The sequence below is a fragment of the Bacillus sp. DHT2 genome, from assembly GCF_026241455.1.
GTDB lineage: Bacteria > Bacillota > Bacilli > Bacillales > Bacillaceae_G > Bacillus_A > Bacillus_A pseudomycoides.
Genome location: NZ_JAPHWH010000015.1, coordinates 43379 through 67317, shown reverse-complemented (window position 1 = coordinate 67317; position 23939 = coordinate 43379). Strand labels below are relative to the sequence as shown.

Genomic DNA, 23939 nt, shown 5'->3' with positions numbered 1-23939 from the left:
AACTAGGAAAATGATTTCTATATTATAAATAAATATAAAAGATATTTTGAGAAAATGTTAAAAAAGGAGGCACGTGAATATGAAAGCTGTAACCTATCAAGGGCCAAATCAAGTACAGGTTAAACAAGTTGATGATGCGAGATTAGAAAAAAAAGATGATATTATTGTAAAGATTACTTCAACTGCTATTTGCGGATCCGATTTACATTTATATCAAGGTAATATGCCTTTACCCCCAGGATACATTATCGGTCATGAACCAATGGGAATTGTTGAAGAGGTGGGTCCTGATGTCACTAAAGTAAAAAAAGGAGATCGTGTTGTCATCCCCTTTAATGTTGCTTGCGGGCATTGTTTTTATTGCCAACATGAAATGGAAAGTCAATGTGATAACTCAAATCCTCATTATGATTCCGGTGGATACTTTGGTTATACAGAGAAATTTGGTAACCATCCAGGTGGTCAAGCTGAATATTTAAAAGTTCCTTTTGGTAACTTTACTCCCTTTGTTATACCAGAATCATGCGAGCTTGATGATGAGTCACTACTTTTTTTATCCGATGTTTTACCAACAGCCTATTGGAGTGTAATAAATTCAGGTGTAAAATCAGGCGATACTGTTATCGTGCTTGGTTGTGGACCTGTTGGGCTAATGACACAAAAATTTGCTTGGATGAAAGGTGCCAAGCGTGTAATTGCAGTTGATTATTTGGATTATCGAATGAATTATGCACAAAAGATTAACAATGTTGAGGTATTTGAGTTTACAAAATACCCGGATATGGGAGAACATTTAAAAGAAATTACGCATGGTGGAGCGGATGTCGTCATCGATTGTGTAGGTATGGATGGAAAGAAATCTCCTTTGGAGTTTGTTGAACAAAAATTAAAATTACAAGGGGGAACCCTCGGTCCTATACAAATTGCTACAAAAGCCGTACGAAAATATGGAACGGTTCAAATGACAGGTGTTTATGGTGGCAACTATAATGCATTTCCACTCGGTGCATTTTGGATTAGGAATATTAACCTTAGAATGGGACAAGCCCCGGTCATTCATTTTATGCCCGAATTGTTTGAAAAAATAACAAAAAATGAATTTGATCCAAAGGAGATTATTACACACAAACTCCCTCTTGAAGAAGCGAGTTATGGTTATCAAATTTTTAATAATCGTGAGGATAATTGTATAAAAGTTATTCTGAAACCTTAAAAATCCGTCCTTTCTCATTAATCCTTTTTAATTATTCTTTATGCTGAAGATAAGATTCAATTCCAAGATCTTATCTTTTTTACTTTGAAAAATAAATACTGAATGAATTTTTAATATGAATATATAGTTTAAATCATTAACACATGTCCTACCCGGCTAGCTCAATTAAAGAAACAACCGGATACAATTTGGTTAAAAGAAGTCGATAGTATTGCTCTTCAATCAACATCGAAAAATCTGACGGATGCTATTCCACGATTCAAGTCTAAAAAGAATAAAGTGTAATCTTACACAACCAAGAAAATGAACGGAAATATTGCTATTATAGACAACAAAATGAAATTACTTAAACTGGGCTTGGTTCGCTTTGCCAAAAATCGTGAAGTAAAAGGGCGTATCTTGCATACAACGATTCGACGTAACCGAGTGGTACATATTTTGTATCTATCCTTATCGTAACAAAAGTACAACAAATGCCTAAAACTGAATTCGCTTGTAGAACTGACATTGGACTAAAAGATTTTGCGATACAAGAAAGCCCCTGCATGACTTTAATCTACCTTTAGGCACGGGATGAAAGTATCGCAAAATCTGTTATCCTCTTACTTAATCGGCACAGAAAATCATCATTTTAAACTTCAATTATGATGGGAAGAATCATTGGTTTTCTTTTTGTATGTGAATATATAAAGTGGCCCAGTGTTTCCTTTAATTCTCTTTTTAAAACATTCCATTGGCTAATATTAGTCTTTTTTAAATTATTAATCGTTTCAACAGTTAGTTGATTGATTTTCTCTAAAAAGTCTTCTGAATCGCGAACATATATAAATCCACGAGAAATGATGTCTGGACCAGAAATTATGTTCTCATCTGTTTTACTAAGAGTAATAACAATTACAAGCATACCATCCTCAGAAAGTTGTTTACGATCACGTAATATAACATTTCCTACATCACCAATTCCTAATCCATCTACATATATATTACCAGCAGGTATTCTTCTAGTTTGATGAGCAATCTGATTCTTAATATCGACAACTTCACCATTGCTAATGATATAGATGTTTTCTTTCTTAACACCCACGGACTCTGCTAACAGGCTATGATGATGTAACATTCTAAATTCGCCATGAATAGGAATAAAATATTTAGGTTTCATTAAAGTAAGCATTAATTTTAATTCCTCTTGATATGCATGTCCAGAGACATGCATTCCTGTTGAACTTCCTAATCCATAAATGACTTTAGCTCCCAAGCAAAATAAATTATCTATAATTCTTGAAACATTTCGTTCATTTCCTGGTATAGGAGTTGCAGATAAAATGACAGTATCATCAGGTAAGATATCTACTTGTCGATATCTTCCACTGGCTAAACGAGCTAGAGCTGCCATAGGTTCACCTTGACTACCAGTACAAAGAATAGCTACTTTTTGGGGATCCATTCGGTTGATTTCATTTGCTTCAATTAACATTCCTTCAGGAATATCTAAGTAACCTTGTTCTAAGGCAACAGAAACTACATTTACCATGCTTCTCCCCAGTAAAGCAAGCTTTCTATTAGTTTTTAAAGCGGCATCTACTATTTGCTGTACGCGATTCACGTTGGATGCAAAGGTAGAGATAATAACTTTTCTATGAGCCTTGTTAAACGCTTCTTCAATTCGCTCACCTACTGATTGTTCTGAAGGAGTAAATCCAGGACGTTCAGCATTCGTGCTTTCCGAGAGTAAAGCTAAAACACCATTGCATCCGATTTTAGCCATTTTATGAATATCTGGATATTGATTATTAATAGGAGTTAAATCAAATTTGAAGTCGCCTGTATGAACTACTGTACCTTCTGGGGTATGAAAAGCAATTCCAAGGCAATCAGGAATACTATGATTGGTTTTAAAAAATGTTAGATTTATTTGTCCAAACTCAATTAATGACTCAGAATCAATAACAAATAACTGTGTTAGATTTTGAAGTCTATGTTCTTTTAATTTGATTTCGATTAATCCTAGGGTTAATTTCGTTGCATAAATTGGGACATTTAATTGTTTTAATAGATACGGAATACCTCCAATGTGGTCTTCGTGTCCATGTGTAACGACTAAACCTCGAATTTTATCCTTATTTTCTTGCAAATATGTAATATCCGGTATTATCAAATCTATTCCTAATAAACTTTCATCTGGAAACTTAGAACCGCAATCAATAATCACAATATCGTCTGAATATTGTATGGCATACATATTTTTTCCTATTTCATTAACCCCACCTAAAGCAAAAATGGATAGTGTATTTTGTACTATACTCAAAATGAATATCCTCCTTTTTGAAAACATCCAAACTTATTTGAATGCATATAGAGTTTTTCTAATTTAGATTTATGACCAACCATTTATAAATGGTTGGTCATAATAATCTCAAAGCTCCATATCTTTTAATCCCGGACTATGCTCATTTGGCATTTCAGGAAGTTCTGGTACAGGAAAACCTTTTGGTGGCTCCGTTACACTTAACATTCCTTTGTTTCTACTTGGTGATTCACCTTGGAAAATCTCTCCGATTCTTGTTTCATCTAACCTGAAATTAAATTGAGCATTATGAAATCCCATTTCTACGTACTTTCTACACTCAGGATACTTATTGATATCATAGTTTGGTACTGGGAAAAGTTTTCCCCATTCAACGCCTAAAGTTTCTAATGCTTTCGCAAATGCATTTTGATGTGCATTGTCACGCACAATTAAAAAGGCAAGTGTTTCACGAAAAGTTTGATTTGAGCTCATTTCATAAATCCTTGTCTTTTGAAGTACACCAGTTGATTCAAGAACTAGGTTATCCATTAAATCACTAATTAGATTTCCATGACTGTATACCCACGATCCGTTCCATGGGTTACCGGCTGCATCTACTGGCAATGAGCTTTGAGCACCTACAATAAAATGGTGAGGATTTGCATGTTTAACCGCCTTATCAAGCGGTGCTTTATCCATACCAGCATTACCTGGCGTAGGCTCACCAGATCCATTTAATAATTGATTAATTGTATTCTGAACGAGCTCTACATGACTAATTTCCTCAAGAAAAACCCCTCGAAGCAAATCACGATATTGCTTCGCTTTTCCTCTAAAATTTGAACTTTGAAAGAAATATTGCATCATTGTACGCATTTCACCAAAATGTCCGCCAAGTATTTCTTGTAAGACCTTCGCAGCTGTCGGATCTGGTTTGTCTGGTTTAATAATATTAATCAATTCTTCTTTATAATAATACATAGAAAATACCTCTCTTTTTTAAGATAAGCAACAATTTATAAAATCTCCTGAATCAAGGTAATTTATTCCTATACCTTTTTTATGTTCTTATGTATCAGATAGAATTCCGTATATTTTTTAGTTTTTAAAGAGGGTGTTGTTGATTTTGTGCTACGTTTAGAGCTGTTTGTGTAGTCATTAAATCTACTTGCAGTTGTTCTTGTACATTAGATGATAATACCCTTTATCAATCATATATTGACTTACTTGCTTATGTGTATCAATTGCATCCTGTAAAGGTTGACGTAATACTTCACGAGTTTGATTGAAAGTAACTTCCATAATCGCATAAGCATAGTTCCTTACAGCTGTTTTAGATACAAGTAATAAGTCCGTTGCGATAACCTGCTCAGTCACAGGTCCTATACCTGCCCATATTTTGTATAAATTTATTCATTTATTTTACCTTCTTTTTATTAAGGTAGTAAGTTCTTCAAGTCTTGGTAATGTTTCATAGACATGTTCACATCTTGTTGTAATAAACTTTGTAGAGCTGGATCTTGAGCTACGCCAGTCATAACAGCTGACTTTGTCATACATACATTTTTAAATGTTAACATTTCATGTAACTCATTCACTTCATGAACACTCTTTATATTAGATTCTATTTACTTATTACTCCTTTTCCATATGAATTCAAGCAAGAGAAAAGAAGAGGAGAAGGAGGAATAACACAATCATTTCAAACAAACCTTGTTATGAAAAGATGTTAGAACTGTTCCTCTTCTTGGCTCTCTCAACCATATTTTAAGGATAATGAGAAAACTTATACTTCAAATTCAAGTGGAATAAAATACCATAAAAAGGAATTTATATTTTTCTATGTTTCGTAACATATTAAAAACATAGGAGGTGATACAATATGGCAAACAATAAGAGTGGAAATCGTAATGAATTATTAGTTCAAGGTGCTGAAAGTGCACTTGATCAAATGAAATATGAAATTGCGCAAGAGTTCGGTGTACAACTTGGTGCAGATACAACAGCTCGTGCAAACGGTTCTGTTGGTGGTGAAATCACTAAACGTTTAGTAGCAATGGCTGAACAACAACTTGGTGGTGGATTCACTCGTTAACTTCACCCAAAATAGAAAAAATTAGGTTAAGCGATAGTGTTAATTATTGGAAGCATAGCAGATTACAGTAGTTAACAAACACATCTTTCCATGTTGTCTATATAAAATGTATTAATAAACTCTCATAATGAATGCATTTGTACTCAAAGATTGTTGATAATTTCAAATAATAATCTTTGAGTATTTTATTTGAAAAATTCTTTTCTCGATTACAAACACATATCTTATGGGGAAGGTGTTTCCCATGAATGTTAAAAAGTCCTTTTTAGGAACAAATATACTTAAAAATTTATTTTCAATACTGAAAAGCATATTGACTATGATATTTATAAAAGGGAGGCATCTTAAAATGGGTGTATTAAGTGGAAATCCTCAAAATGAACCTTTACATTATGGAGAAGTATTTGATATTTGGAGTTATCTTCTTGCGGCACAGGGAGCAGTTGCAGGTCATCAAGTATTTATGAATCATACGGGTGATGAAGATTTAAAGAAGTTCTTAGAAAGTCTTATTGAGAATGATATGACTTCTGAAATAGAAGAACTAAAAGCTCTTTTAAAAGTAAATGGAGTGGCTTTACCACCAGCACCTCCAGAAAGACCGGTTGCATCTATTGAAGATATTCCTCCTGGAGCACGTATCAATGATGCTGAAATTGCAGCAGCTGTTTCTGTAGGTCTTGCGGCAGGATTAGTAACTTGTAGTCAAGTAATGGGAAAATGTCTTCGAGAAGATGTAGGAATGCTTTTTGGACAATTCCATATGAAAAAAGCACAAGCTGGGGTAACTTTACTACGTCTAAGTAAGAAAAAAGGCTGGGTAGTTCCTCCGCCATTACATGTTAAAAATACTGAACAAGCTTAATAAAAAAAGTGGCTGAAAGCCACTTTTTTATTTCATTTTATTCTTTGTAGCGTTTTCCTTTTGAATGGATCTTACTTTTTCTATTTCAGAACGGTTTAAATATTCATGTGAAATCTCCATAGCATATCTATCGTGATGCATATTAGTTGATTCTCTTGAATCTTCATCTTCATGTAAAACAGCTTTTTTCATATAGATATGAAAGAATATTTCTACCACACTAATAAGCAAAGCAGACCAAAATGCAGAAAAACCAATATTACGAGTTGAATCTATATCTGTTAAAAAATGGGTTAATACCCAAATCCCTAAAAAACTCAATCCAAAATCAGCAATTGTAGCAATCATATTCCCGTATTTAGGTAGGATAAATAAATCTCCTATTAAGTAGGCTGTCCCTGTAATTAGTAATGAAATCAGTAATATTCTAGGAATCGAAACGTCCTGGAATATACCTAATATCATCAATAATACGGCACTAATAGCGGTATATTTAATTAATAAGGCAACGATATGTTTCATGAATGTTCCTCCTGTTTTTTAACTTTCATGTAGGAATACAACTTCTAAATAAAAACAGGTTGCGCCTTCATAAAGCACAACCCATTTCATCGTGTTCTGGAGGTCTTATCATTACATGATACCCATATGGCAAGAAATTTTTTTGCTCTCCTACACAATACTATTTTGTGAAATATAAGTATGAATTATGTATTAAAACAATAAAAAGTAATACCAAAAAAAGGATTATATATTTTCGAAAGCTTTTTTGCATATTAAAGAGTAAAGGAGGTGACATAGTATGTCGAACAATAACAGTGGGAGCAGCAATCAATTGTTAGTACGCGGGGCTGAACAAGCTCTTGATCAAATGAAATATGAAATCGCACAAGAATTTGGTGTGCAACTTGGCGCAGACGCAACAGCTCGTTCAAATGGATCTGTTGGTGGTGAAATCACAAAACGTCTAGTAGCATTAGCTGAACAACAACTTGGCGGTGGAGTTACTCGCTAACTTAATATAGCAAATGGATTTTAGGGAGAGATAAATCATCTCTCCCCATTTGTATATAATTAAGATATATGAATAACGAAAAAGATTGAAACCATAATTTAGAATATATTTTGTGCATTGTATATTTGTTTATATTGTAAAAACAAAGTAAGTTTATTACCTTATCGGTTCTGTAACTTTAGGCGATAATTTGCGTGATTTTTTAATGATAAATTGCATATATGTTCCATAAATAAATGTACTAGGCCAAATATTTCATATGACAAATAAGACAGTTCTGAGAGAGGAATTTATGTGAACAATCAGTTCGAAATTCACAGTAAGTTCACACCTTTTATGTAATATATATCCATAATTAGGAAGGGGTGGTTTTACTGGTTAAATACAAATCTTATATTGTTATAGGCTGTATTAGTATAGGTATATTTGTTACAGGTATCATTGGATGGAATGGAAAAACTGAAGCCTTACAAGAGAATAAAAATGTATCATCCTTTAAAATTAAAGAGCATGAAGAAGATATACATTGGATTTATGATTTGTATGGCATCGAAAACCAGGTAGGTTTTATTAAGAAACCTATAGTTGTAAACCAAAGCAACACCTATGATTGGTTTTTATGGGGAACTGCAAAGCAAATATCTAATGAACCGCTTAAAATTACCGCTATTCATCCAAATACAAAACAAGAAATTCAAATTGCAGACATAAAGCATATGAGCCAATATAATCAATCTATCCATGCTTTCTACGAAAAAACTGACTTATCCTTATTACCATTAAGTAATTCTGATAATAAAGACAATTTTAAAATTATTTCACATCAAGCTATAAGTATGAAATTCCCTAAGAGTGGCAAATGGAATTTGTATGTTTTAATTGGGGATAAGAAACTTCCTCCTATTTCTATTGAAGTAACAAATCAAGAAGAAAAATTAACTCCTTTGAAATAAACATTTGATCGTTTATCCTCCCTAGATTCAAATTGAGGATTAGATATTGAGTTTTCAATTAATAATACTAATTATGTGAATGGAAAGCCCCTTCAATTCTACTACAGGGGCTTTTATGGATAAAAAACAATTTTTCAATCTACAACTATATAAAAAGCTCGAGAAAAGATTAGATTCCTTTCTTAAGTTCTTTTTGGATACGATATACCGTTGGCCTTGTTACACCGTTTTTTTCAGCAATCTTTTTTATAGGTAATCCTGAATTTAACATTTGTACGATTTGATAATAGACGGCTTGTTTCTGAGGATCTCGTGCATCCGGTCCATAAAGGATTGGTCGCCCTTGATAGACTCCTTTTTCTTTCGCAATTTTTATTCCTTGTGCCTGTCGTCGTTTACTTTCTGTTCGTTCTTTTTCCGCACCGTGATTTTTAAATTCCACAATTTGTCGATCTAGGTTTTGATCTATAGAACTGACCCTCGCATAAGCAACTTTCATTCTCAAAAATCCTCCATTTTCGCAACAGTTATTTTACACCCAAAATAGACACATAAGAGTGTAACGGATAATGGAAATTAATCATTTAGATAAGATCACTACAGAAGTCATCGAAGTAGCGAGGGATTCTTTAGTGATCGGTGAAAATGAATAATATAAAAAGGGAAGTCTTCAATTTTACAGACTTCCCTTTTTTAATCTATATGCAATTTAGCATTTAAAAACTACGCAAATTATCTCCTAAAGTTACAAAAATGAATATAAACGAATATTCAAAAGTTTACATTTGTTTTAAAAGAAATTGTAATCAATTATGACACTATAAGGGGTTAGTTTTTTGCTTCGCTTTAACCCAATCACTGCCTTACACCCAAATACAATGGGAAAACCATAAAAAATAACTTTTCACGAGATTAAAAAAAGAGCCTTATTAAGGCTCTTTTTTTAATCTATTTATTAACTTTTTTAATTTTACTTACAAAAAGACTAATTATACCGATAGCTAAAAATGAATAACCCATTGGTAGTAAATAGAATGGTTCCACAAGAGTACCATCTGATGCAACTTTAGATCCGATCGTATTATAACTAACTAAACACCCTATCCCTAGGATAAATGGTATTAAAGTTAAAATATATTTTTTCATTTTAAAACCTCCGTATGTAAGGATTGTTTGATACAAAATAAGTGATTTATAGGTTAGTAAGGTTGGAGCTACTCCTTTATAAATTATTTAATTATAAAGGATAAAATCCCAGCAATTATGCATGTAATTCCGCCTAATAACTGTCCTATTCCAGTGATTTTGTCTAAAAATGATTCATATGTTTTCGTACTATATATACCCCATAATACTAAGACTACACCAAAAAGTATAAATGCTAGTTTTAAAATCATCGTATGGTTACCTCTGTATAATATATTTTTTTATGTGTGTATTTCTTATACTTTTATTATCACATTGAAATAATAGTTAAACTATCTAATAACCTTACATAAAGGTGACAGTGTTGTAAGATTTCATAAATGGGGTCACTATACATGCCTATCAAGCTAAGATTTTGAAGTATCCCCTAAATGAAACTTTTCTTTCTCTATAGGTAGTTACTTTGAGAAGTCAGCTAATTTTTTTTCGTTTTGGCGTTTATTTTTCTTAAGTTGATGGGCATGTGGCGGTACCCTATTTAGAAAGAGATGTTATCTTTCATCAGCACTTCTTATTTAATAATTACATGAAAAAAAGCTTCCAATGTATTGGCTCAGTTACTAATATGTAAACTATTACAACATCATAAAACCCTGTCAATATAAACAAGACGAGAGATGTTAAGATATATATTCCTGCATATCCTCCATTGTCCTCTGAAACATAATATGCAATCAAACCGAATACAAAAGACACCACTAGAAATGTCATTTGTAAAATATCAAGTACAATCGATATTCTCATTTCAGCAGGAGTAAAATTACTGCCAGCATCGGTAGCAGAATAGTTATAATTCCCATATAAAAATATTAATACCCAAGTAATAAAAAACAACATCATACAAATTAATGATAAGGTGTTATATTTATTCGGATGCATATCTTTTTCTCCTCGTATTTATGTTTAATATAACTAAAAGATGTTCTAAGGATAAAACCCTTCAAAACACTTCTTTATTATTTCAGCATTGAAAGCATAATTTTCTCTAACTCTTCTTTATTTACATTCTTATCGAATACTGCTTCTCCTGGCTTCTCTAAACTATGATTAATAATAACGATTTGATATGCACTATTTTTCCCTTTTGCAGGAACTATCATCTTCATACCTTGTAAATTACTATCCGAGTGATGAGTAGAGTAAAATATTTGATTTCCTTCTAATTCGTACTGTTCAATGTTTTCTTCTACAACAAACAAAGCATGGAACGGATCTTTACTTTCTCCAAATACTTGTGATTGATAAGTTGTATAGTTTCCTTTTCCGTTCGTATATTCTAATTTAATAATTAATTCAGGCCTTCTCTTAATAAAACAACTTACTTTTTCATCCTTAAGATTGTATCCTTCAATTGTGTAAGTTGGCTTCTTAATTTGGAAATCAACATGTTGCTGCGCTTCCTTTACCGTGTAATTTAAAGATTCGTATACTTTGTCATCAAATGGTTTTGACTGATCATAAAGTGCATATAATTTTTCACGATCAGCTTTTGTTAAACGTTCTTCTCTAAAAAATATTGACTCGGAGTCAGAATCTCTAGGAGCACCTTTTTTCTGTATATTAATAATTTCTTTGTATAATTTTATGTACTGTTCGAACTCATCTTTTGTTAAAGCCTTTTCAGCTAAATATAAATAATCCGTCTTTTGTTCATACACTCTTGCTGAATAACGATATTCTTTTCTCGCATTTTCTTCTGTACCAAACAGCATATCTACAGCATTTTGAAAAGCATCTTTAGATTTCTGCTTTTTTTCTATCGCTTGTCCCTTCTGCCTTTCATCTCCTTCTACTGCACGTGCATTGAATAAGGAAAAAGATGCAACAGCAACTATAGCAATAATTCCAAGCGCGGACCAGCGATAGGATTTCTTCTGGAATTTCTTAATCATAAGAATTCTCCTTTTTAGCGTTCGTTTATTTCTACTTAAATTAGCTAGATTCGGTGCTTGATAATAACTTGAATAATGTTCTAAAAGAGTAATAATTGTATGTCCATATGCAATTTGTTCCTCTGATTCTATAAAAGTAAGCGCAAATGCATCACAGGCCAATTCTTGATCTTCTCTCATACATGAATAGGCATACCAAAGAATCGGATTAAACCAATTTAAAATGATTAGACTATACATAACCCAATTTACAGCTATATCTCTTCGTTTCATATGAGATAGCTCATGGTAAAAAATATATTGTAGTTGTTGCTCATTCAATACTTTCATATGTCTGCTTGACAATAATACTTTTGGGCGGAAGAATCCAAAAACAGTCGGACTTGAGATTTTTCCAGCCAATCGTAATGGAATATGCTTCTTAATTGCCATAGACTTTTTACAGTTCTCAAAAATTCCAACAATTTTTTCATCCGTAATATTTGGTTGCTTTTTTATGTAAGAAAATAACCGTTTATTCATAATACAAGTTATCATTGCTAGAATGACAACTCCAAAAAGCCAAATATATAAAGTGACTTTATAAACGGAAAATGTAGTATCTTCTTTCTTTTTATTACTGTCTGTTTGGTCACTCTCTTTCATTATATTTACTGAGTTAGATTTGTAACTATCCTCTTTTGTAGTTACTGTATGATTCGTTTTATCTTCTGACACGCTTTCTTTTGGTATAGCAGAAGTAGTATTCTTTTGAAAAACCTCAGACACACCAGAGCTATATGAAAGAAGGGAATAAATACTGTAGGAACTATCTGGTGACCATGGTAATAGAAGTCTTACAATTAAAATCATCCATAACATGTACTGCCATCGCGGGGTTAACTTGTTTCTAAGTAAGATTTTGACACATAAGATTAAACCAACTAATATACTTGCCATAATGGATGTTTCTATCACCCAATCAAAAAATCGAGGTAGATAGACGTTTACAAACATATCTATCATCATTATCTATCCTTCCTCTGATTTTCCTCAGTCTTCTCATCCAGAATACGTTTAAGTTCGTTAATGTCTTCTGAAGATAATTTTTCTTCTTTTAAGAAATTCACAAGTAAAGGTTTAAATGCCGCACCATAGAAACGTTTTAGGAGGGATTTTGTTTCTACTTGTAGATAACTATCTTGCGACACTAAAGGATAATATGCATACATACGCCCTTTATCTTGCTGGTAAGAAACAGCTTCTTTTTGGACTAATCGATTAATAAGCGTTCGAATCGTTTTCGGTTTCCAGTCCATTGTTGACTCTAGCGCTTCAATCACTTCATTCGCTGTTTGGGGAGATTTTGACCAAAGAACCTTCATGATTTCCAATTCAGCTTCCGATATTTTAGGTAATTCTTTCATTGTATAAAATTCCACTCCTTGTATTACATTTGTAATCTATAATTAAATATTACAAATGTAATCCTTGATTGTCAACCATATTTTAGGTTTTTAAATACATTTCCATAAAACTTTAGAATTTTACCCGAAAAAATAATGAAAATACGCTATTCTTTTTGTAGAAATATATAGAAAGGATGGCGTTTTTTATGAGTCTTTCGATTCAAGAGGAGTTTCATTTGTTCGCTCAAGAGCTACAGCAATATCTATCTCCACATATTCTTCAACAACTCGCACAAGAGACAGGTTTTGTAAAACGTAAAAGTAAGTATGGCGCACGAGATTTGGCTGCTTTATGTATCTGGATTAGTCAACATGTAGCAAGCGACTCTCTCACTCGATTATGTAGTCAACTTTATGCAAATACAGCTACACTCATGAGTCCAGAAGGACTTAATCAACGTTTTAACCGACACGCTGTTTTATTTCTACAGCGCGTATTTTCCCTTTTAGTCAAAAGCAAACTAAACGATTCATCTCAAATTTCAAACCAATACACTTCTTATTTTCAACGTATACGTATTTTAGATGCTACTATTTTTCAAGTACCCAATCATTTAGCTCCTATTTATCCTGGTTCAGGAGGATGTGCACAAACAGCCGGTATTAAGATTCAACTAGAGTATGATTTACATAGTGGGAAATTCCTCAATTTTCAAATGGAACCAGGTAAAAATAATGATAAAACCTTTGGTACAGATTGTTTGGATACCTTACGCCCAGGAGATTTATGTATTCGAGATTTAGGATATTTTTCTCTAAAAGATTTAGACCAGATGGATCAACGGGGAGTATTCTACGTTTCACGGCTGAAATTAAATAATAGAGTATATGTAAAAAATGAATCTCCAGAATTCTTTCGGAATGGGACAGTAAAAAAGCAATCTTTATATGTCTTGCTTAACCTTGAAGATATTATGCATCAGATAAAACCAGGAGATACCTATGAAATTCAGAATGCCTATATTGGACAACAAAAATTACCCTCACGAGTCGTAATATATAGACTCACATCAACTCAAACTCATAAACGTAGGAAACAACAAACTTATGTTGAAAAGAAAAAAGGAGTTACATACTCTGAAAAAAGTAAACGTTTAACAGAAATCAATGTTTATATTACCAACATCCCATGGGAAGTTGTTCCGATGGAACATATTCATGATATCTACTCTCTACGTTGGCAAATAGAGATTGTATTTAAAACATGGAAATCTCTTTTTGGTATCAATCGTTGTCACAATGTTAAGCGGGAACGTCTAGAATGTCATCTTTATGGCCAATTAATCGCTATTTTTCTTTGTTCTTCAACTATGTTCAAAATGAGACAACTGTTACTACAGAAAAAGCAAAAAGAATTAAGTGAATATAAAGCTATTTATATGATTCAAGATCATCTGTATTTGGCGTATGAAGCTCTACAAAAAGATACAAAAGAAATAACAAAGGTTTTTCTCCAGCTTTTTAATCTCTTGCAAAAAAACGGACGGAAATCTCATCGGTATGAGAAGAAGACCGTCTTTGATATTCTGGGCATTGTATATGAGTATAGTGGTTTGAGAAGACAAAAGAAAGTTGCATAATTTTTTAAAATGATGCCTATATAGGTTTATTTGGCATGCACATTTTTAAGAGTGTATCTCTACTTTAAGAATATTTTAGCCCTGATGAACGAAAGTTCATTTTGTTTCTGTTCTTAAGTTGATGGGCATGTGATGCTACCCCTTTAATAACAATTAGAATCTAATTGTTAGGGAAATACATATATTTTGTTATTATAATAGATTCTATATGTTGATAAATTTTTACATATATTCCAATTGATTCTATATAGCTGTATGATTAACTTGCAAGTTATTTTTATTCAGGAGTAATAATGTTGAAACGTGTCATTGATATGCGCTCTACAGGTTTAATAATTTGTGCAATGTAATTGGATTTATCAAGCCTGTAGACACATGCAATTAGAAGAAAATGAAAAAAATGGAGGTTTTACAATGAAGAAAAAAATACTTGTAAGCACATTATGTTCTTTAGCAATTTTATCAGGGGGTACAACAATGGCTGGTGCTCAAACAACTAGCGGAAAGGTAAGTTCTACAGATACAATTAATACAGCTAATCCAGCCTCTATTATTCAAACAAACTACAACACTCAAGGAAAATCATTAATAGCATCAGAAACATTAGTAGCTTCAGTTACTTCTGCACCAACTCCAATGGACGGACAAAAAAATCGTTCAAGTGGAAATTTCAGTATTCAAAATTTACCAGAGAACACATATGCATTAAAATGGGTTATTGTTGGTGCATCAGACGGGATTCGTTTTAATGTTATGAGAGATGTTTCTGCTGGTAAAGACCCAGTTATTTGGAACAATATTTATAGCGGGAATTCTACAGATGTTAAAACACACAGATCTTTTTATATCTCAAATCCATCCGGAGCGAATGGAAACTTTACTGTTAATGTTTACGCAATACATTAAATCTAGAATATGAATCACTTTATAAAAATAAACCTCTTGTAAAGAGGTTTATTTTTATAAAATCATCATAACATCAGAATAGAAGTCTATTACTTTGATTCTACTATACTTTTATGAAGTTAAAACATTTATAAAACATACTGTTCTTATAAAGAAGATTATATTCTTTATGGAAGTGGAGGGTTATTCCATTCAGATCTCTTCCAAGGAGCATCTCTAGGATCACCATCTTCATTAGGATTCAATTTATATTCTGGATCACCATAATAGAAAACATCTGGTTGATTCAAATATGGTATTACGCCTTTTAAAGTATCATTACTATAGATAATCCATGGCTGAATAGAATTATTCCCTTCATCTAAACGTCCATTATTTTTGGAAATTTCTCCATTATAGCGAATCTGCACACCATCTTCTGATTTCCATTTCATTGCATGTGAACCGCCATCTACTCCAATAAGAGGATGACCATTATCTTTAGGGATATCTGACCAAGGCTTTATTTTATAGCTATTATGATTAGATATGAGTAAATGTGTGGGTTCTCCATTTTTTAAATACACAAAATACTTTTCCCAATCATGTTCATGATCATTAATCCAATCATTGTCTGCATAATATAACCAATACTCATATACTTCATATTCACCTTTTGTAACACTATGAAAGTATACAGCAGGTCTTTGATCATTTGAACCTCTATTTTCCCATCCTGTTGAACCGGTTCCAAATATTGATTCTCCAATTTTAAATCTGATTAGATTTTCCTTGTTGTGCTCAATATTTTCATCATAAGATTGAAACTTAAAAGCTTGCGGGAAATTTTGTTCTCCGGAATCGAGCCAATCTGTTCCGTCAAATTGTAAAGTCGCTAAAAAATTTGATGGATTTTGATTTGTTTGTACTGAAAAAGGTTTATTAACGTTTTCAGCATATGCTATCGTATTACTACTCGTTAACGCAGCTAAAGAACAAAATATACTTAAGTATATTTTTTTATTCATCATAAAACCTCCTATAAAAAGTATTCTCAGCATCGAATTGTGTTTCTTGAAAATTTTTCATTTTAATAGTTTGTGAAAGAAAATTCTGAATCCTGAATGGTGAAAGCTTCTCGTACAATTGGGAGAGGGGATTAGTTGTATTATATATTATTCATTATTGATTTTTAATATCAAGATGCAATAATTATCCTGAAAAATCGATATTTCGCCTTGAGAAAATTTCTGTACCAAAAGGTACACTTTTTGACATTACGTTTAAATTTCTTATGAATTAAGCTTATTCCCCTTTTTCGGGGGTTGGACAAAGATACCAAAATGAAATTATATTCTCAAAAACGATGGTTTTTGATAACTATAGAACAAACAAAATTTGATCCTTATAAATCGCTTAATTGTGTTATCAAAACTATTGTCAAAATCAAATTAACTTTAACCTCCCTTTATGATAAGATTATCATGTAAAGGTTAGGTGATTTTATGAATTCATACATTTATGGTTATGCACGAGTAAGTACCCAACAACAAGATTTGATTCGTCAACTAGACATGCTTCAAAATTATAACTGTACTGAAATTTTAACTGAAAAAATAACAGGTACGAAAAGTGATCGTCCAGAGCTTACTCGATTAAAAGATAAAATTAGACCTGGTGATACATTAGTTGTAGAAAGCTTTTCTAGATTAGGAAGAAGTACCAAAGATTTAATTGAACTTGTTGATTTTTTTGAGAATAAGGGAGTTAAGCTAATTAGTATCAAAGAACAATTTGATACTAATACACCTCAAGGAAAATTGATGTTAACAGTATTTCAAGCATTCAGCCAGTTTGAAAGAGACTTGATTGCTCAACGAACACAAGAAGGTCTTGTAAGTGCAAGAGCAAGAGGGAGGGTTGGTGGTCGTCCTCGTATTAAAGATACCTATATTCAAAAGGCATTAAATTTATATAAGTCAGAGCAATATAGTATTCGAGAAATTATAGATATGACTGGCATTAGCCAAGCGACACTGTACCGATACATACGAAAACACAAGTAAGTACAAAAGAATGAGGAAACAGAAGAAAAAACAGCAACTATTCGTATGTTGTTGCGTGTAGAAAATAATAATAAATTTGTACGGGGAAAGGGGAAAGTTCGAAAGAATATCGAATCCTTTCTCATATCACAATATAATATGGAACAATGTTCGGGAGAATATATATTTTATGTTCCTTACACCACAATTTCAGATTTAGAACAAAAGGTAGATAGCATAATTCATGAAATTGATTTTGAAGCGGATTCACAAAACTGTTTTACGGAGTTAGATGCGTACTGTGATGAATTGGAGCTACAGTGGTAAAAGTAGCATTTGCTTATATAGAGAGTTCAATTATAAAATAAGAAGAAGAACAGAAAGACAGGGAGAGGAAACCCATGTCCACAAAATTAGTAAATTTACGAATCGATTTTGCTTTTAAACAGTTATTCGGAACGAAGGGGAACGAAGAAATTTTAACCGGATTTCTAAACGCCATTCTAGAAGAATCTTTAGATTCACCTATTACATCTCTACAACTAGAAGATCCACATCTTCATAAATCTTATGAAGATGATAAGTTATCAATATTAGACTTATTAGCAACGCTAGATAATGGGACACAAGTAAATATAGAAATTCAGCTTCGAAATACACATGATATGGTAAAGCGATCTTTATATTATTGGAGTAAACTCTATACATCCCAAATGCAAGAAGGGATGCCGTATCGTTCCCTTCGGAAAACCATAACCATTAACTTATTAGATTTTATCTTGTTTTCTCACGATGAAGCATTTCATACCATCGGACAATTGTGGAATACAAAATTACAACAACTATTAAGTGATGACATTGAAATCCATTTTGTAGAGATACCTAAATTGGTCAAACAGTGGCGTGAAGAAAAAGTAAACCCGTGGGAAAATGCATTTGTTCGTTGGATGTTATTACTACCAGCACATGAAGATGAACATTTAACTCAAACGTTGGAGGAGATTGCAATGAATCAAGATCCAATTTTACAAAAAGCAATAAATAAATGGGAAAATATGAGCCATGACTCCTCTTTCCGAACAGCTTATGAGGCTCGCGAGAAGCTACTTCTTGATGAACAAGCTAAGCTGGCTCACGCTCGTGAAGAAGGCTTAGAGGGATTCAAAAAGGACGAGAAGAGGGCATTGAACAAGGCATTGAACAAGGGAAAGTTCAATTAATACGTGGTATGCATAAGAATGGTATGCTGTTAGAAGACATTGCGAAATTCACTGGTCTAAGTACAGAAGAAATACGAAAACTACTATTATAATCCGTACTATTACAAAAGCTTTGCGAAACAATTCGCAAAGCTTTTTTTTATTTCATTCTCATTCTTTTTTCCAGGAAAGGTTGAATAAAGGGTATCTTTGCACAACCCCAGAAAAAGGGGAATAAGCTTAATTCATAAGAATTTTAAACGTAATTTAAAATTATCTGATACTTCGCCAGTAATAACTTTTGCAGGTAAACCGAGATAAGTTTCATCTGCTTCAAATTTCCACTTATTATAATCCTCTAAAAATCCAAGGGCAATATTTTGACTAAATAGAACTTCACTAGCTAGCCCCATGTTTGCGGGATCTTTACGTAATTTCACACCTTCTGAATTACCGCTTTCATCTTTAATATATCTTTCTTTGGCAGGAATAGCTTGAGATACCACTGGTGATTGCCCGTTAACGACTGGAGCAATCATGTATTCTTTTGTAGCAGAATTCGCATCTAATTTCTTTTCTCCATCATATACTGCTATAGATTCTTTTTTCCATCAGGACTTTTTACTTTATAAAAACTTGCAGGTGTCTCTTTTAAATTAACATCAAAATCAATTGTGTCATTAATTTTAAGTTATGAACATCTTAACCTAATAACCTTTACTCCAGTAATTACGAAATCTACACAGATAACTTTATTATGTATACTCAACACTTAAAATTAGTGCAAATTATCTCCTAAAGTGACAGACGTGGATTTTTATAGTTTTCTATATATCTGTAAATGTATACATTTACGAACATGTCAAGCATTCTTCACGTCTTTGAATACGTATTATTAAAAAACGAACCAAAAGGTGTACCTTTCGAAACGGATGTTAAATATTAATTATTATCAAATTGTAATTAGACCTGCATTAGATAGTGATTATTAAACAATGGACGGATATAAGATATAACTGTTACATTTAAGAAATAGAGGTTTTAATCATGAAAAAAATTAAAGAATTAATCAAAAAATGTGGGAACATTCAGAGGCAGCAATTCAGTTCATTAAATTACTGAACTCGGTAATTGATTTGTTAAAACACTTCTTTTAATTTATTTTATAAAATAAAAAGGCTTAACCATCGAGCTCCGATTGAATATCGAATCTTGATGGCTGCATAGTCTTTTTTTACAGCTGTCCACTTGACGGGGGTAAGACCAAAAAGTCTGTCCAAAAGCAGATACAACTGATTAATATTCTCTTTGGCCTTACCTCATAAGCAGTCATTCCGTTAGGAATGAATCATTCTTTTTACTCTTCATTATCTTTTTGCACCAGAACCCTTTTTTTGGTGTCCACGATTCGGGGTACAGTTCAATAAATATAGCCTTCTCTCTTTTTTAGGTTTATCAGTGATTACAAAAGAAAGGATTTTTTTTCCGTACCTCTTTCTTAAGGAACCCATTGCTTAATTAAATATGTATTCTTTTATTCTCTTTTCTTTCTCTCTCTAACTTATTTAGTAAAAGGGATTCTTCCGAATAATTTATATCAGTTTCTAAAACGTGTTTTATGCCAGACATCATCATATACATCGCTAAGATAACAATAGTAAAGAAAATAACAGGACCGAAAGCTACCCATGGTTGACGTATTAAGTGTTCGCTAGTTTGGCTAAGTAAAGTGACCGTTCCACCAATACTAATTGAAATGGCTTGAAATAATGCTAAGTGCATCATTAAAATGAAAACTTGTAACACTTGTTGATTAAACCAAATACATATTTTTGGAATTAAATAGGGCTTAAGATGTAGTTTATATATGTGAAAAGGTCTTCCCCCCATTGTTTTAGAACTTGTTACAAATTCATGCTGTAATAATAACCGAATTTCACTACTAATGAGCTGTGTTAGATTGGGTATACCAATAAGAACTAGAACAGTAATCGTATAAAATATCCATTGATTATCTTGCTTGATTTGCATGATTGGTACAGGTGATAGTAAAAAAAGTGCTAACAATATAGTTGGCACATATTGGAATGGATCCAATATCCAATCTAACCACTTTGTCCATTTATAAGAATAGGCAAGTAAAAATCCAAATATAAGTGAAAAAAGTGTCCGTATAAAAGCAATAAGTAAAGAATAGAAAATGGGTGTTTTTGCAAAAGTAAGGACCTGCTGTAATACATCTATACCATAGTCCCCAACACCAAGTGGATGTGCGAAAGATGGGGGTGCTGGGCTAGCCTCAGAAGTTAGTTTAAATTGCCCAATTTTTACGTAGTTTTCTATAGCATAACTAGCAATGATAATTGTGGCTAAAATGCAGAATCCTCCTAAAAACTGTTTACTTCGAAAAAAATTTTTAAACATATGTATTCCTTCTCCCAGATAGAATCCATCTTGATATTTCAAAAGAAAGATAGAACGGTATCATTAAAAGTAAAATTCCAATCGACGTGATTTCTGAGGTTTGATGGTTAATTAGGAATTTTAATAATCCAAATGAATTAAATAAAAATTCAAGCACAATCATATTAGAAATCATAAATATAAATATAGCTTTTGCGTTATAAAAAGTTGATATAATTACATTGATAAAAACATGTCTGTATAAGATGTAAAAAGGTTTTAGTCCTTTTGCAATTGCAAAATCGATATAGTCTTTTGTAAGCTCTGTTTTGTAATTAAGTAAATTCATTCTATAAAGATAGATAGTTGGTAAGATTGAAAGGGTTATAATTGGTAAAAAGTAAGTCTTTCCTTGTATCGTTGAGAAGGGAATTATAACCAACCAATTCGTATTTTTATAAATCAAAATAATTATTAATTGAACAGAAATTACAAAAAATAAATCAGGTAAAGTTTCTAACACATTTAACACTTTAAGAATTAGAGATTGAACTTGTTTTGAAAAATAGAATGTAAAATTTGTTAAAAAAGTAGATAAGACTATAGCAATAAATAAAGAAGCAGTCAAAATAGTTAACGTGTACAAATAAGGTTCTAGTAAATATGGAAACAGTTCACGATCTATTCCATTTAATTCATATGTAACTTGTGAAAGGTGAACTAAAGAGTGAATTACATTTTTTATAGACTCTATATATTGATCCCAATTAAGTTGTAGTAACGGAGAAGTCTTTATGTCTACACCAGTCATACCTTTTTGGGATTCAGTTAAAAGTAATTTTGGTAAACAACATATGCATATAATACCTAATACAATAAAAAGTAAACGAACAATAAAAAAGGATAGCTTTTTAGCAAAAACCATACGATGCAACTCCTCAGTTTAGTTTGTTTTATAAACCTTTCTAATAGATTTGATTATAAATATGCCGGCATTTCTTTAACTTTAACATAGTATACAGTTCATTAATTTGTTAAAAACATTACTTAGCTCACACTAACTACTATTTAGGGATATCATGGTAAAGTAAATATATACCAGCTGCATAAGTAATCAATATTTATTGTTTTATTTATATATATTTTTTAATGATAACATCAGTATGATTTTGTTTTCATTATTTTTGAACCTATCAATAAAAACTTTTTCTTGTTTCAAATCTTTATAGAGACCAATTTATATATTTATAGAAGAGGGATACATACATTTCTATAATCTTATTTATTATTTTAGTTATTCTTAGCATTTATTATTGTTCATCAAGAATGATGAGATAAAAATAATTGAAAATGCGGTGAAAGACATCATAGGGATTGTTATAAATCCATTCCCACCCATTCATTAGTATTTTTTACATATTATACAATAAACTGTTAATTATTTTATGTCAATATTCAGTGTTTATGAATTTTAAAATAAATTAGATTATTCACTGTACTAACTGTAATTAAATGTATACAGAAAAAATTATAAAATCTAAAACACGTATGACCCCGTGCTGATTTTAAAGCGGGGTTATATTTTGTAATGGAGTATTTTTTTGAACCTAATAATGCCACAATAAACTAGTATAAATTTAAATGTTATTGTAAAATCACATCCTTATTTGGAAAAGTAATAATTTATTTAAGTTTTTTTGTTGCTCCCTATATAGTAATTTCATTAAGATCCTCTTCAAATTCATTTAGATTCTTAATAAAACCTAGTTGTTCTAAAATAGGAAACATTCTCACTGCTCCAATAGATTAGACTCACATCATTTTTTCTGAATCGGATTTATACAATTATTTTCTTTGAATATTATATTTTCATCATTACACTATATGTTCATTTAAAGTAACAATATACATGTTTTTAAACATCTTTCTTATTACTCAGCGTTAAGAAATCAAAGACTAATTAAAATCATGTATTGTCCATAAAATTTATTTGATAGCATCCGTATTTTTTTATTTCTGAACATTTATATAATTTAAAATTTAATTTGACAAACTCTAAAAAACCTTATATTGTAATTTATGTAAAAACAAAGGAGGAGTTAAGATGAAAAATTTAATACGCGAACTAAAAAATGAAGAATTAGAGAAACATACAGGTGGAATTAATGTCAAAAATGAAACGAAAACCGATGATGGTGGTCATGGAGGAGGACCGAATTGTAAACACTTGGGATGGTTGTGTATGCATGGTTACACTCAACAGTGCGATTTAGTACTTCAATTTTGTAAGTAACCATTAAGAGGCTCATACAGTAAATTAGTACATTAAAGTGGTATTTATAGGTTTTCGAATCTAAAATTCCCCCTAGCTACAAACTAGGGGGAATTTATCTTTTAATAATATCTAGTTATATTTTGTATAAACACTTAAGAAATAAATTTAGTAAACCATACTATATAATATGCACTGGAAACTAATATAATTTGAGCAATTAATGTGCCTAGTAATCTTGAAAACAGGATCATAAATAAGCTTAATCTATTTTTAAATCAGAATATTTATAAAATTCCATATATTATTATTGACACCTTGTAATTAGTTATATATTGTAATTTATGTAATAAAAAACCTAATAAGGAGGGGTAATATGAACGAATTTATGCGTGAATTAAAAACGGAAGAATTAACAAAGTATGTCGGAGGAATTGATTCAACAAATGAAATGAAAACCCATGATGGTGGTGGAGCAGGGCCTGATTGTAGAAGGCTGGCTAGTTCTTGTATACTGAAGAATTTTAAGTCATGTGGCTTGTTTGACCAATTTTGCTAATTTCCTTAAATATTATTAATTT

24 protein-coding genes and 4 pseudogenes are annotated in these 23939 nt (G+C 31.7%); 13 read left to right on the top strand and 15 right to left on the bottom strand.

The features are described 5' to 3' along the window. The first annotated feature begins 79 nt into the window (after window positions 1–79). The gene (locus ORL93_RS25885) at window positions 80–1213 is read left to right on the top strand and encodes a zinc-dependent alcohol dehydrogenase (protein WP_265959788.1); all 1134 of its coding nucleotides are present in this window, start codon (window positions 80–82) and stop codon (window positions 1211–1213) included. A 141-nt stretch (window positions 1214–1354) separates the two neighbouring features. Further along, window positions 1355–1743: pseudogene (locus ORL93_RS25880) on the top strand (IS200/IS605 family element RNA-guided endonuclease TnpB); the annotation flags it as partial. 101 nt (window positions 1744–1844) lie between these two features. On the opposite strand, the gene ORL93_RS25875 reads toward ORL93_RS25880, so the two are convergent. From ORL93_RS25875 to ORL93_RS25860, 4 genes are all read right to left on the bottom strand, one after another. Further along, window positions 1845–3545 carry a ribonuclease J gene (locus ORL93_RS25875; protein ID WP_483298360.1) on the bottom strand — a complete coding sequence of 567 codons (1701 nt, stop codon included), beginning with the start codon at window positions 3543–3545 and terminating at the stop codon, window positions 1845–1847. An 81-nt stretch (window positions 3546–3626) separates the two neighbouring features. Then, window positions 3627–4481 (bottom strand): manganese catalase family protein, encoded by an 855-nt coding sequence (locus ORL93_RS25870; protein ID WP_265959786.1) that lies wholly within the window; start codon window positions 4479–4481, stop codon window positions 3627–3629. A gap of 183 nt (window positions 4482–4664) precedes the next feature. After that, window positions 4665–4877, bottom strand: coding sequence for a spore coat protein (locus ORL93_RS25865; protein ID WP_265959785.1), 213 nt, complete (start codon window positions 4875–4877; stop codon window positions 4665–4667). 59 nt (window positions 4878–4936) lie between these two features. Further along, on the bottom strand, window positions 4937–5098 hold the full coding sequence (locus ORL93_RS25860) for a spore coat protein (RefSeq protein ID WP_373926189.1): 162 nt from the start codon (window positions 5096–5098) through the stop codon (window positions 4937–4939). Window positions 5099–5382: 284 nt separating this feature from the next. On the opposite strand from ORL93_RS25860, the gene ORL93_RS25855 reads away from it, so the two are divergent. Both ORL93_RS25855 and ORL93_RS25850 read left to right on the top strand, forming a co-directional pair. Next, window positions 5383–5595 carry an alpha/beta-type small acid-soluble spore protein gene (locus tag ORL93_RS25855; protein WP_026591505.1) on the top strand — a complete coding sequence of 71 codons (213 nt, stop codon included), beginning with the start codon at window positions 5383–5385 and terminating at the stop codon, window positions 5593–5595. 349 nt (window positions 5596–5944) lie between these two features. Beyond that, entirely contained in the window at window positions 5945–6460 is a 516-nt protein-coding gene (locus ORL93_RS25850; protein WP_265959783.1) for a DUF3231 family protein, read from the top strand. 27 nt (window positions 6461–6487) lie between these two features. Here the strand turns inward: ORL93_RS25850 and ORL93_RS25845 are convergent, their stop codons facing one another. Beyond that, window positions 6488–6982, bottom strand: coding sequence for a YndM family protein (locus tag ORL93_RS25845; protein WP_265959782.1), 495 nt, complete (start codon window positions 6980–6982; stop codon window positions 6488–6490). A 280-nt stretch (window positions 6983–7262) separates the two neighbouring features. On the opposite strand from ORL93_RS25845, the gene ORL93_RS25840 reads away from it, so the two are divergent. Then, on the top strand, window positions 7263–7475 hold the full coding sequence (locus tag ORL93_RS25840) for an alpha/beta-type small acid-soluble spore protein (protein WP_265959781.1): 213 nt from the start codon (window positions 7263–7265) through the stop codon (window positions 7473–7475). Between the two features lie 365 nt (window positions 7476–7840). Continuing rightward, a complete protein-coding gene (locus tag ORL93_RS25835; protein WP_265959780.1) occupies window positions 7841–8428 on the top strand; it encodes a hypothetical protein in 588 nt (195 codons plus the stop codon). Window positions 8429–8597: 169 nt separating this feature from the next. Here the strand turns inward: ORL93_RS25835 and ORL93_RS25830 are convergent, their stop codons facing one another. Further along, the gene (locus ORL93_RS25830) at window positions 8598–8927 is read right to left on the bottom strand and encodes a recombinase family protein (RefSeq protein ID WP_265959779.1); all 330 of its coding nucleotides are present in this window, start codon (window positions 8925–8927) and stop codon (window positions 8598–8600) included. Between the two features lie 64 nt (window positions 8928–8991). Here ORL93_RS25830 and ORL93_RS25825 point away from each other — a divergent pair. Next, a pseudogene (locus tag ORL93_RS25825) lies at window positions 8992–9081 on the top strand (AAA family ATPase); the annotation flags it as partial. Between the two features lie 295 nt (window positions 9082–9376). Here the strand turns inward: ORL93_RS25825 and ORL93_RS25820 are convergent. From ORL93_RS25820 to ORL93_RS25805, 4 genes are all read right to left on the bottom strand, one after another. Next, window positions 9377–9574, bottom strand: a complete 198-nt coding sequence (locus ORL93_RS25820; protein WP_016113424.1) for a DUF3955 domain-containing protein — start codon at window positions 9572–9574, stop codon at window positions 9377–9379. Between the two features lie 582 nt (window positions 9575–10156). Next, window positions 10157–10513 (bottom strand): hypothetical protein, encoded by a 357-nt coding sequence (locus ORL93_RS25815; protein WP_265959777.1) that lies wholly within the window; start codon window positions 10511–10513, stop codon window positions 10157–10159. A gap of 77 nt (window positions 10514–10590) precedes the next feature. Beyond that, window positions 10591–12531, bottom strand: a complete 1941-nt coding sequence (locus tag ORL93_RS25810; RefSeq protein WP_265959811.1) for a M56 family metallopeptidase — start codon at window positions 12529–12531, stop codon at window positions 10591–10593. Between the two features lie 2 nt (window positions 12532–12533). After that, the gene (locus ORL93_RS25805) at window positions 12534–12932 is read right to left on the bottom strand and encodes a BlaI/MecI/CopY family transcriptional regulator (protein ID WP_265959776.1); all 399 of its coding nucleotides are present in this window, start codon (window positions 12930–12932) and stop codon (window positions 12534–12536) included. A 188-nt stretch (window positions 12933–13120) separates the two neighbouring features. Between ORL93_RS25805 and ORL93_RS25800 the strand changes: the two genes are divergently transcribed. Together ORL93_RS25800 and ORL93_RS25795 are read left to right on the top strand one after the other, a co-directional pair. Next, window positions 13121–14554, top strand: coding sequence for an IS4 family transposase (locus tag ORL93_RS25800; protein WP_265959775.1), 1434 nt, complete (start codon window positions 13121–13123; stop codon window positions 14552–14554). Between the two features lie 414 nt (window positions 14555–14968). Then, window positions 14969–15460: a hypothetical protein gene (locus ORL93_RS25795; protein ID WP_265959774.1), complete on the top strand. Its 492-nt coding sequence runs from the start codon at window positions 14969–14971 to the stop codon at window positions 15458–15460. A 167-nt stretch (window positions 15461–15627) separates the two neighbouring features. On the opposite strand, the gene ORL93_RS25790 is transcribed toward ORL93_RS25795, so the two are convergent. Continuing rightward, the gene (locus ORL93_RS25790; RefSeq protein ID WP_243526960.1) at window positions 15628–16467 is read right to left on the bottom strand and encodes an NPP1 family protein; all 840 of its coding nucleotides are present in this window, start codon (window positions 16465–16467) and stop codon (window positions 15628–15630) included. A 477-nt stretch (window positions 16468–16944) separates the two neighbouring features. Here ORL93_RS25790 and ORL93_RS25785 point away from each other — a divergent pair. After that, window positions 16945–17811 (top strand): annotated as a pseudogene (locus ORL93_RS25785) (recombinase family protein). Between the two features lie 74 nt (window positions 17812–17885). Next, window positions 17886–18796, top strand: a pseudogene (locus tag ORL93_RS25780) (Rpn family recombination-promoting nuclease/putative transposase). Between the two features lie 132 nt (window positions 18797–18928). Here ORL93_RS25780 and ORL93_RS25775 read toward each other — a convergent pair. The 3 genes from ORL93_RS25775 to ORL93_RS25765 all read right to left on the bottom strand — a co-directional run bounded on the left by ORL93_RS25775 (window position 18929) and on the right by ORL93_RS25765 (window position 22011). Continuing rightward, window positions 18929–19222: a hypothetical protein gene (locus ORL93_RS25775; RefSeq protein WP_265959773.1), complete on the bottom strand. Its 294-nt coding sequence runs from the start codon at window positions 19220–19222 to the stop codon at window positions 18929–18931. A gap of 979 nt (window positions 19223–20201) precedes the next feature. Further along, a complete protein-coding gene (locus ORL93_RS25770) occupies window positions 20202–21107 on the bottom strand; it encodes an ABC transporter permease (protein WP_265959772.1) in 906 nt (301 codons plus the stop codon). Next, on the bottom strand, window positions 21100–22011 hold the full coding sequence (locus tag ORL93_RS25765; RefSeq protein ID WP_265959771.1) for an ABC transporter permease subunit: 912 nt from the start codon (window positions 22009–22011) through the stop codon (window positions 21100–21102). Before ORL93_RS25765 ends, ORL93_RS25770 begins: the two co-directional genes overlap by 8 nt. Window positions 22012–23190: 1179 nt before the next feature. On the opposite strand from ORL93_RS25765, the gene ORL93_RS25760 reads away from it, so the two are divergent. Then, a complete protein-coding gene (locus ORL93_RS25760; RefSeq protein WP_265959770.1) occupies window positions 23191–23379 on the top strand; it encodes a hypothetical protein in 189 nt (62 codons plus the stop codon). Window positions 23380–23513: 134 nt separating this feature from the next. Here ORL93_RS25760 and ORL93_RS25755 read toward each other — a convergent pair whose 3' ends face one another. Continuing rightward, entirely contained in the window at window positions 23514–23612 is a 99-nt protein-coding gene (locus ORL93_RS25755) for a hypothetical protein (protein ID WP_483298359.1), read from the bottom strand. Between the two features lie 122 nt (window positions 23613–23734). On the opposite strand from ORL93_RS25755, the gene ORL93_RS25750 reads away from it, so the two are divergent. Beyond that, entirely contained in the window at window positions 23735–23917 is a 183-nt protein-coding gene (locus ORL93_RS25750) for a hypothetical protein (protein WP_265959768.1), read from the top strand. Window positions 23918–23939: the final 22 nt, after the last annotated feature.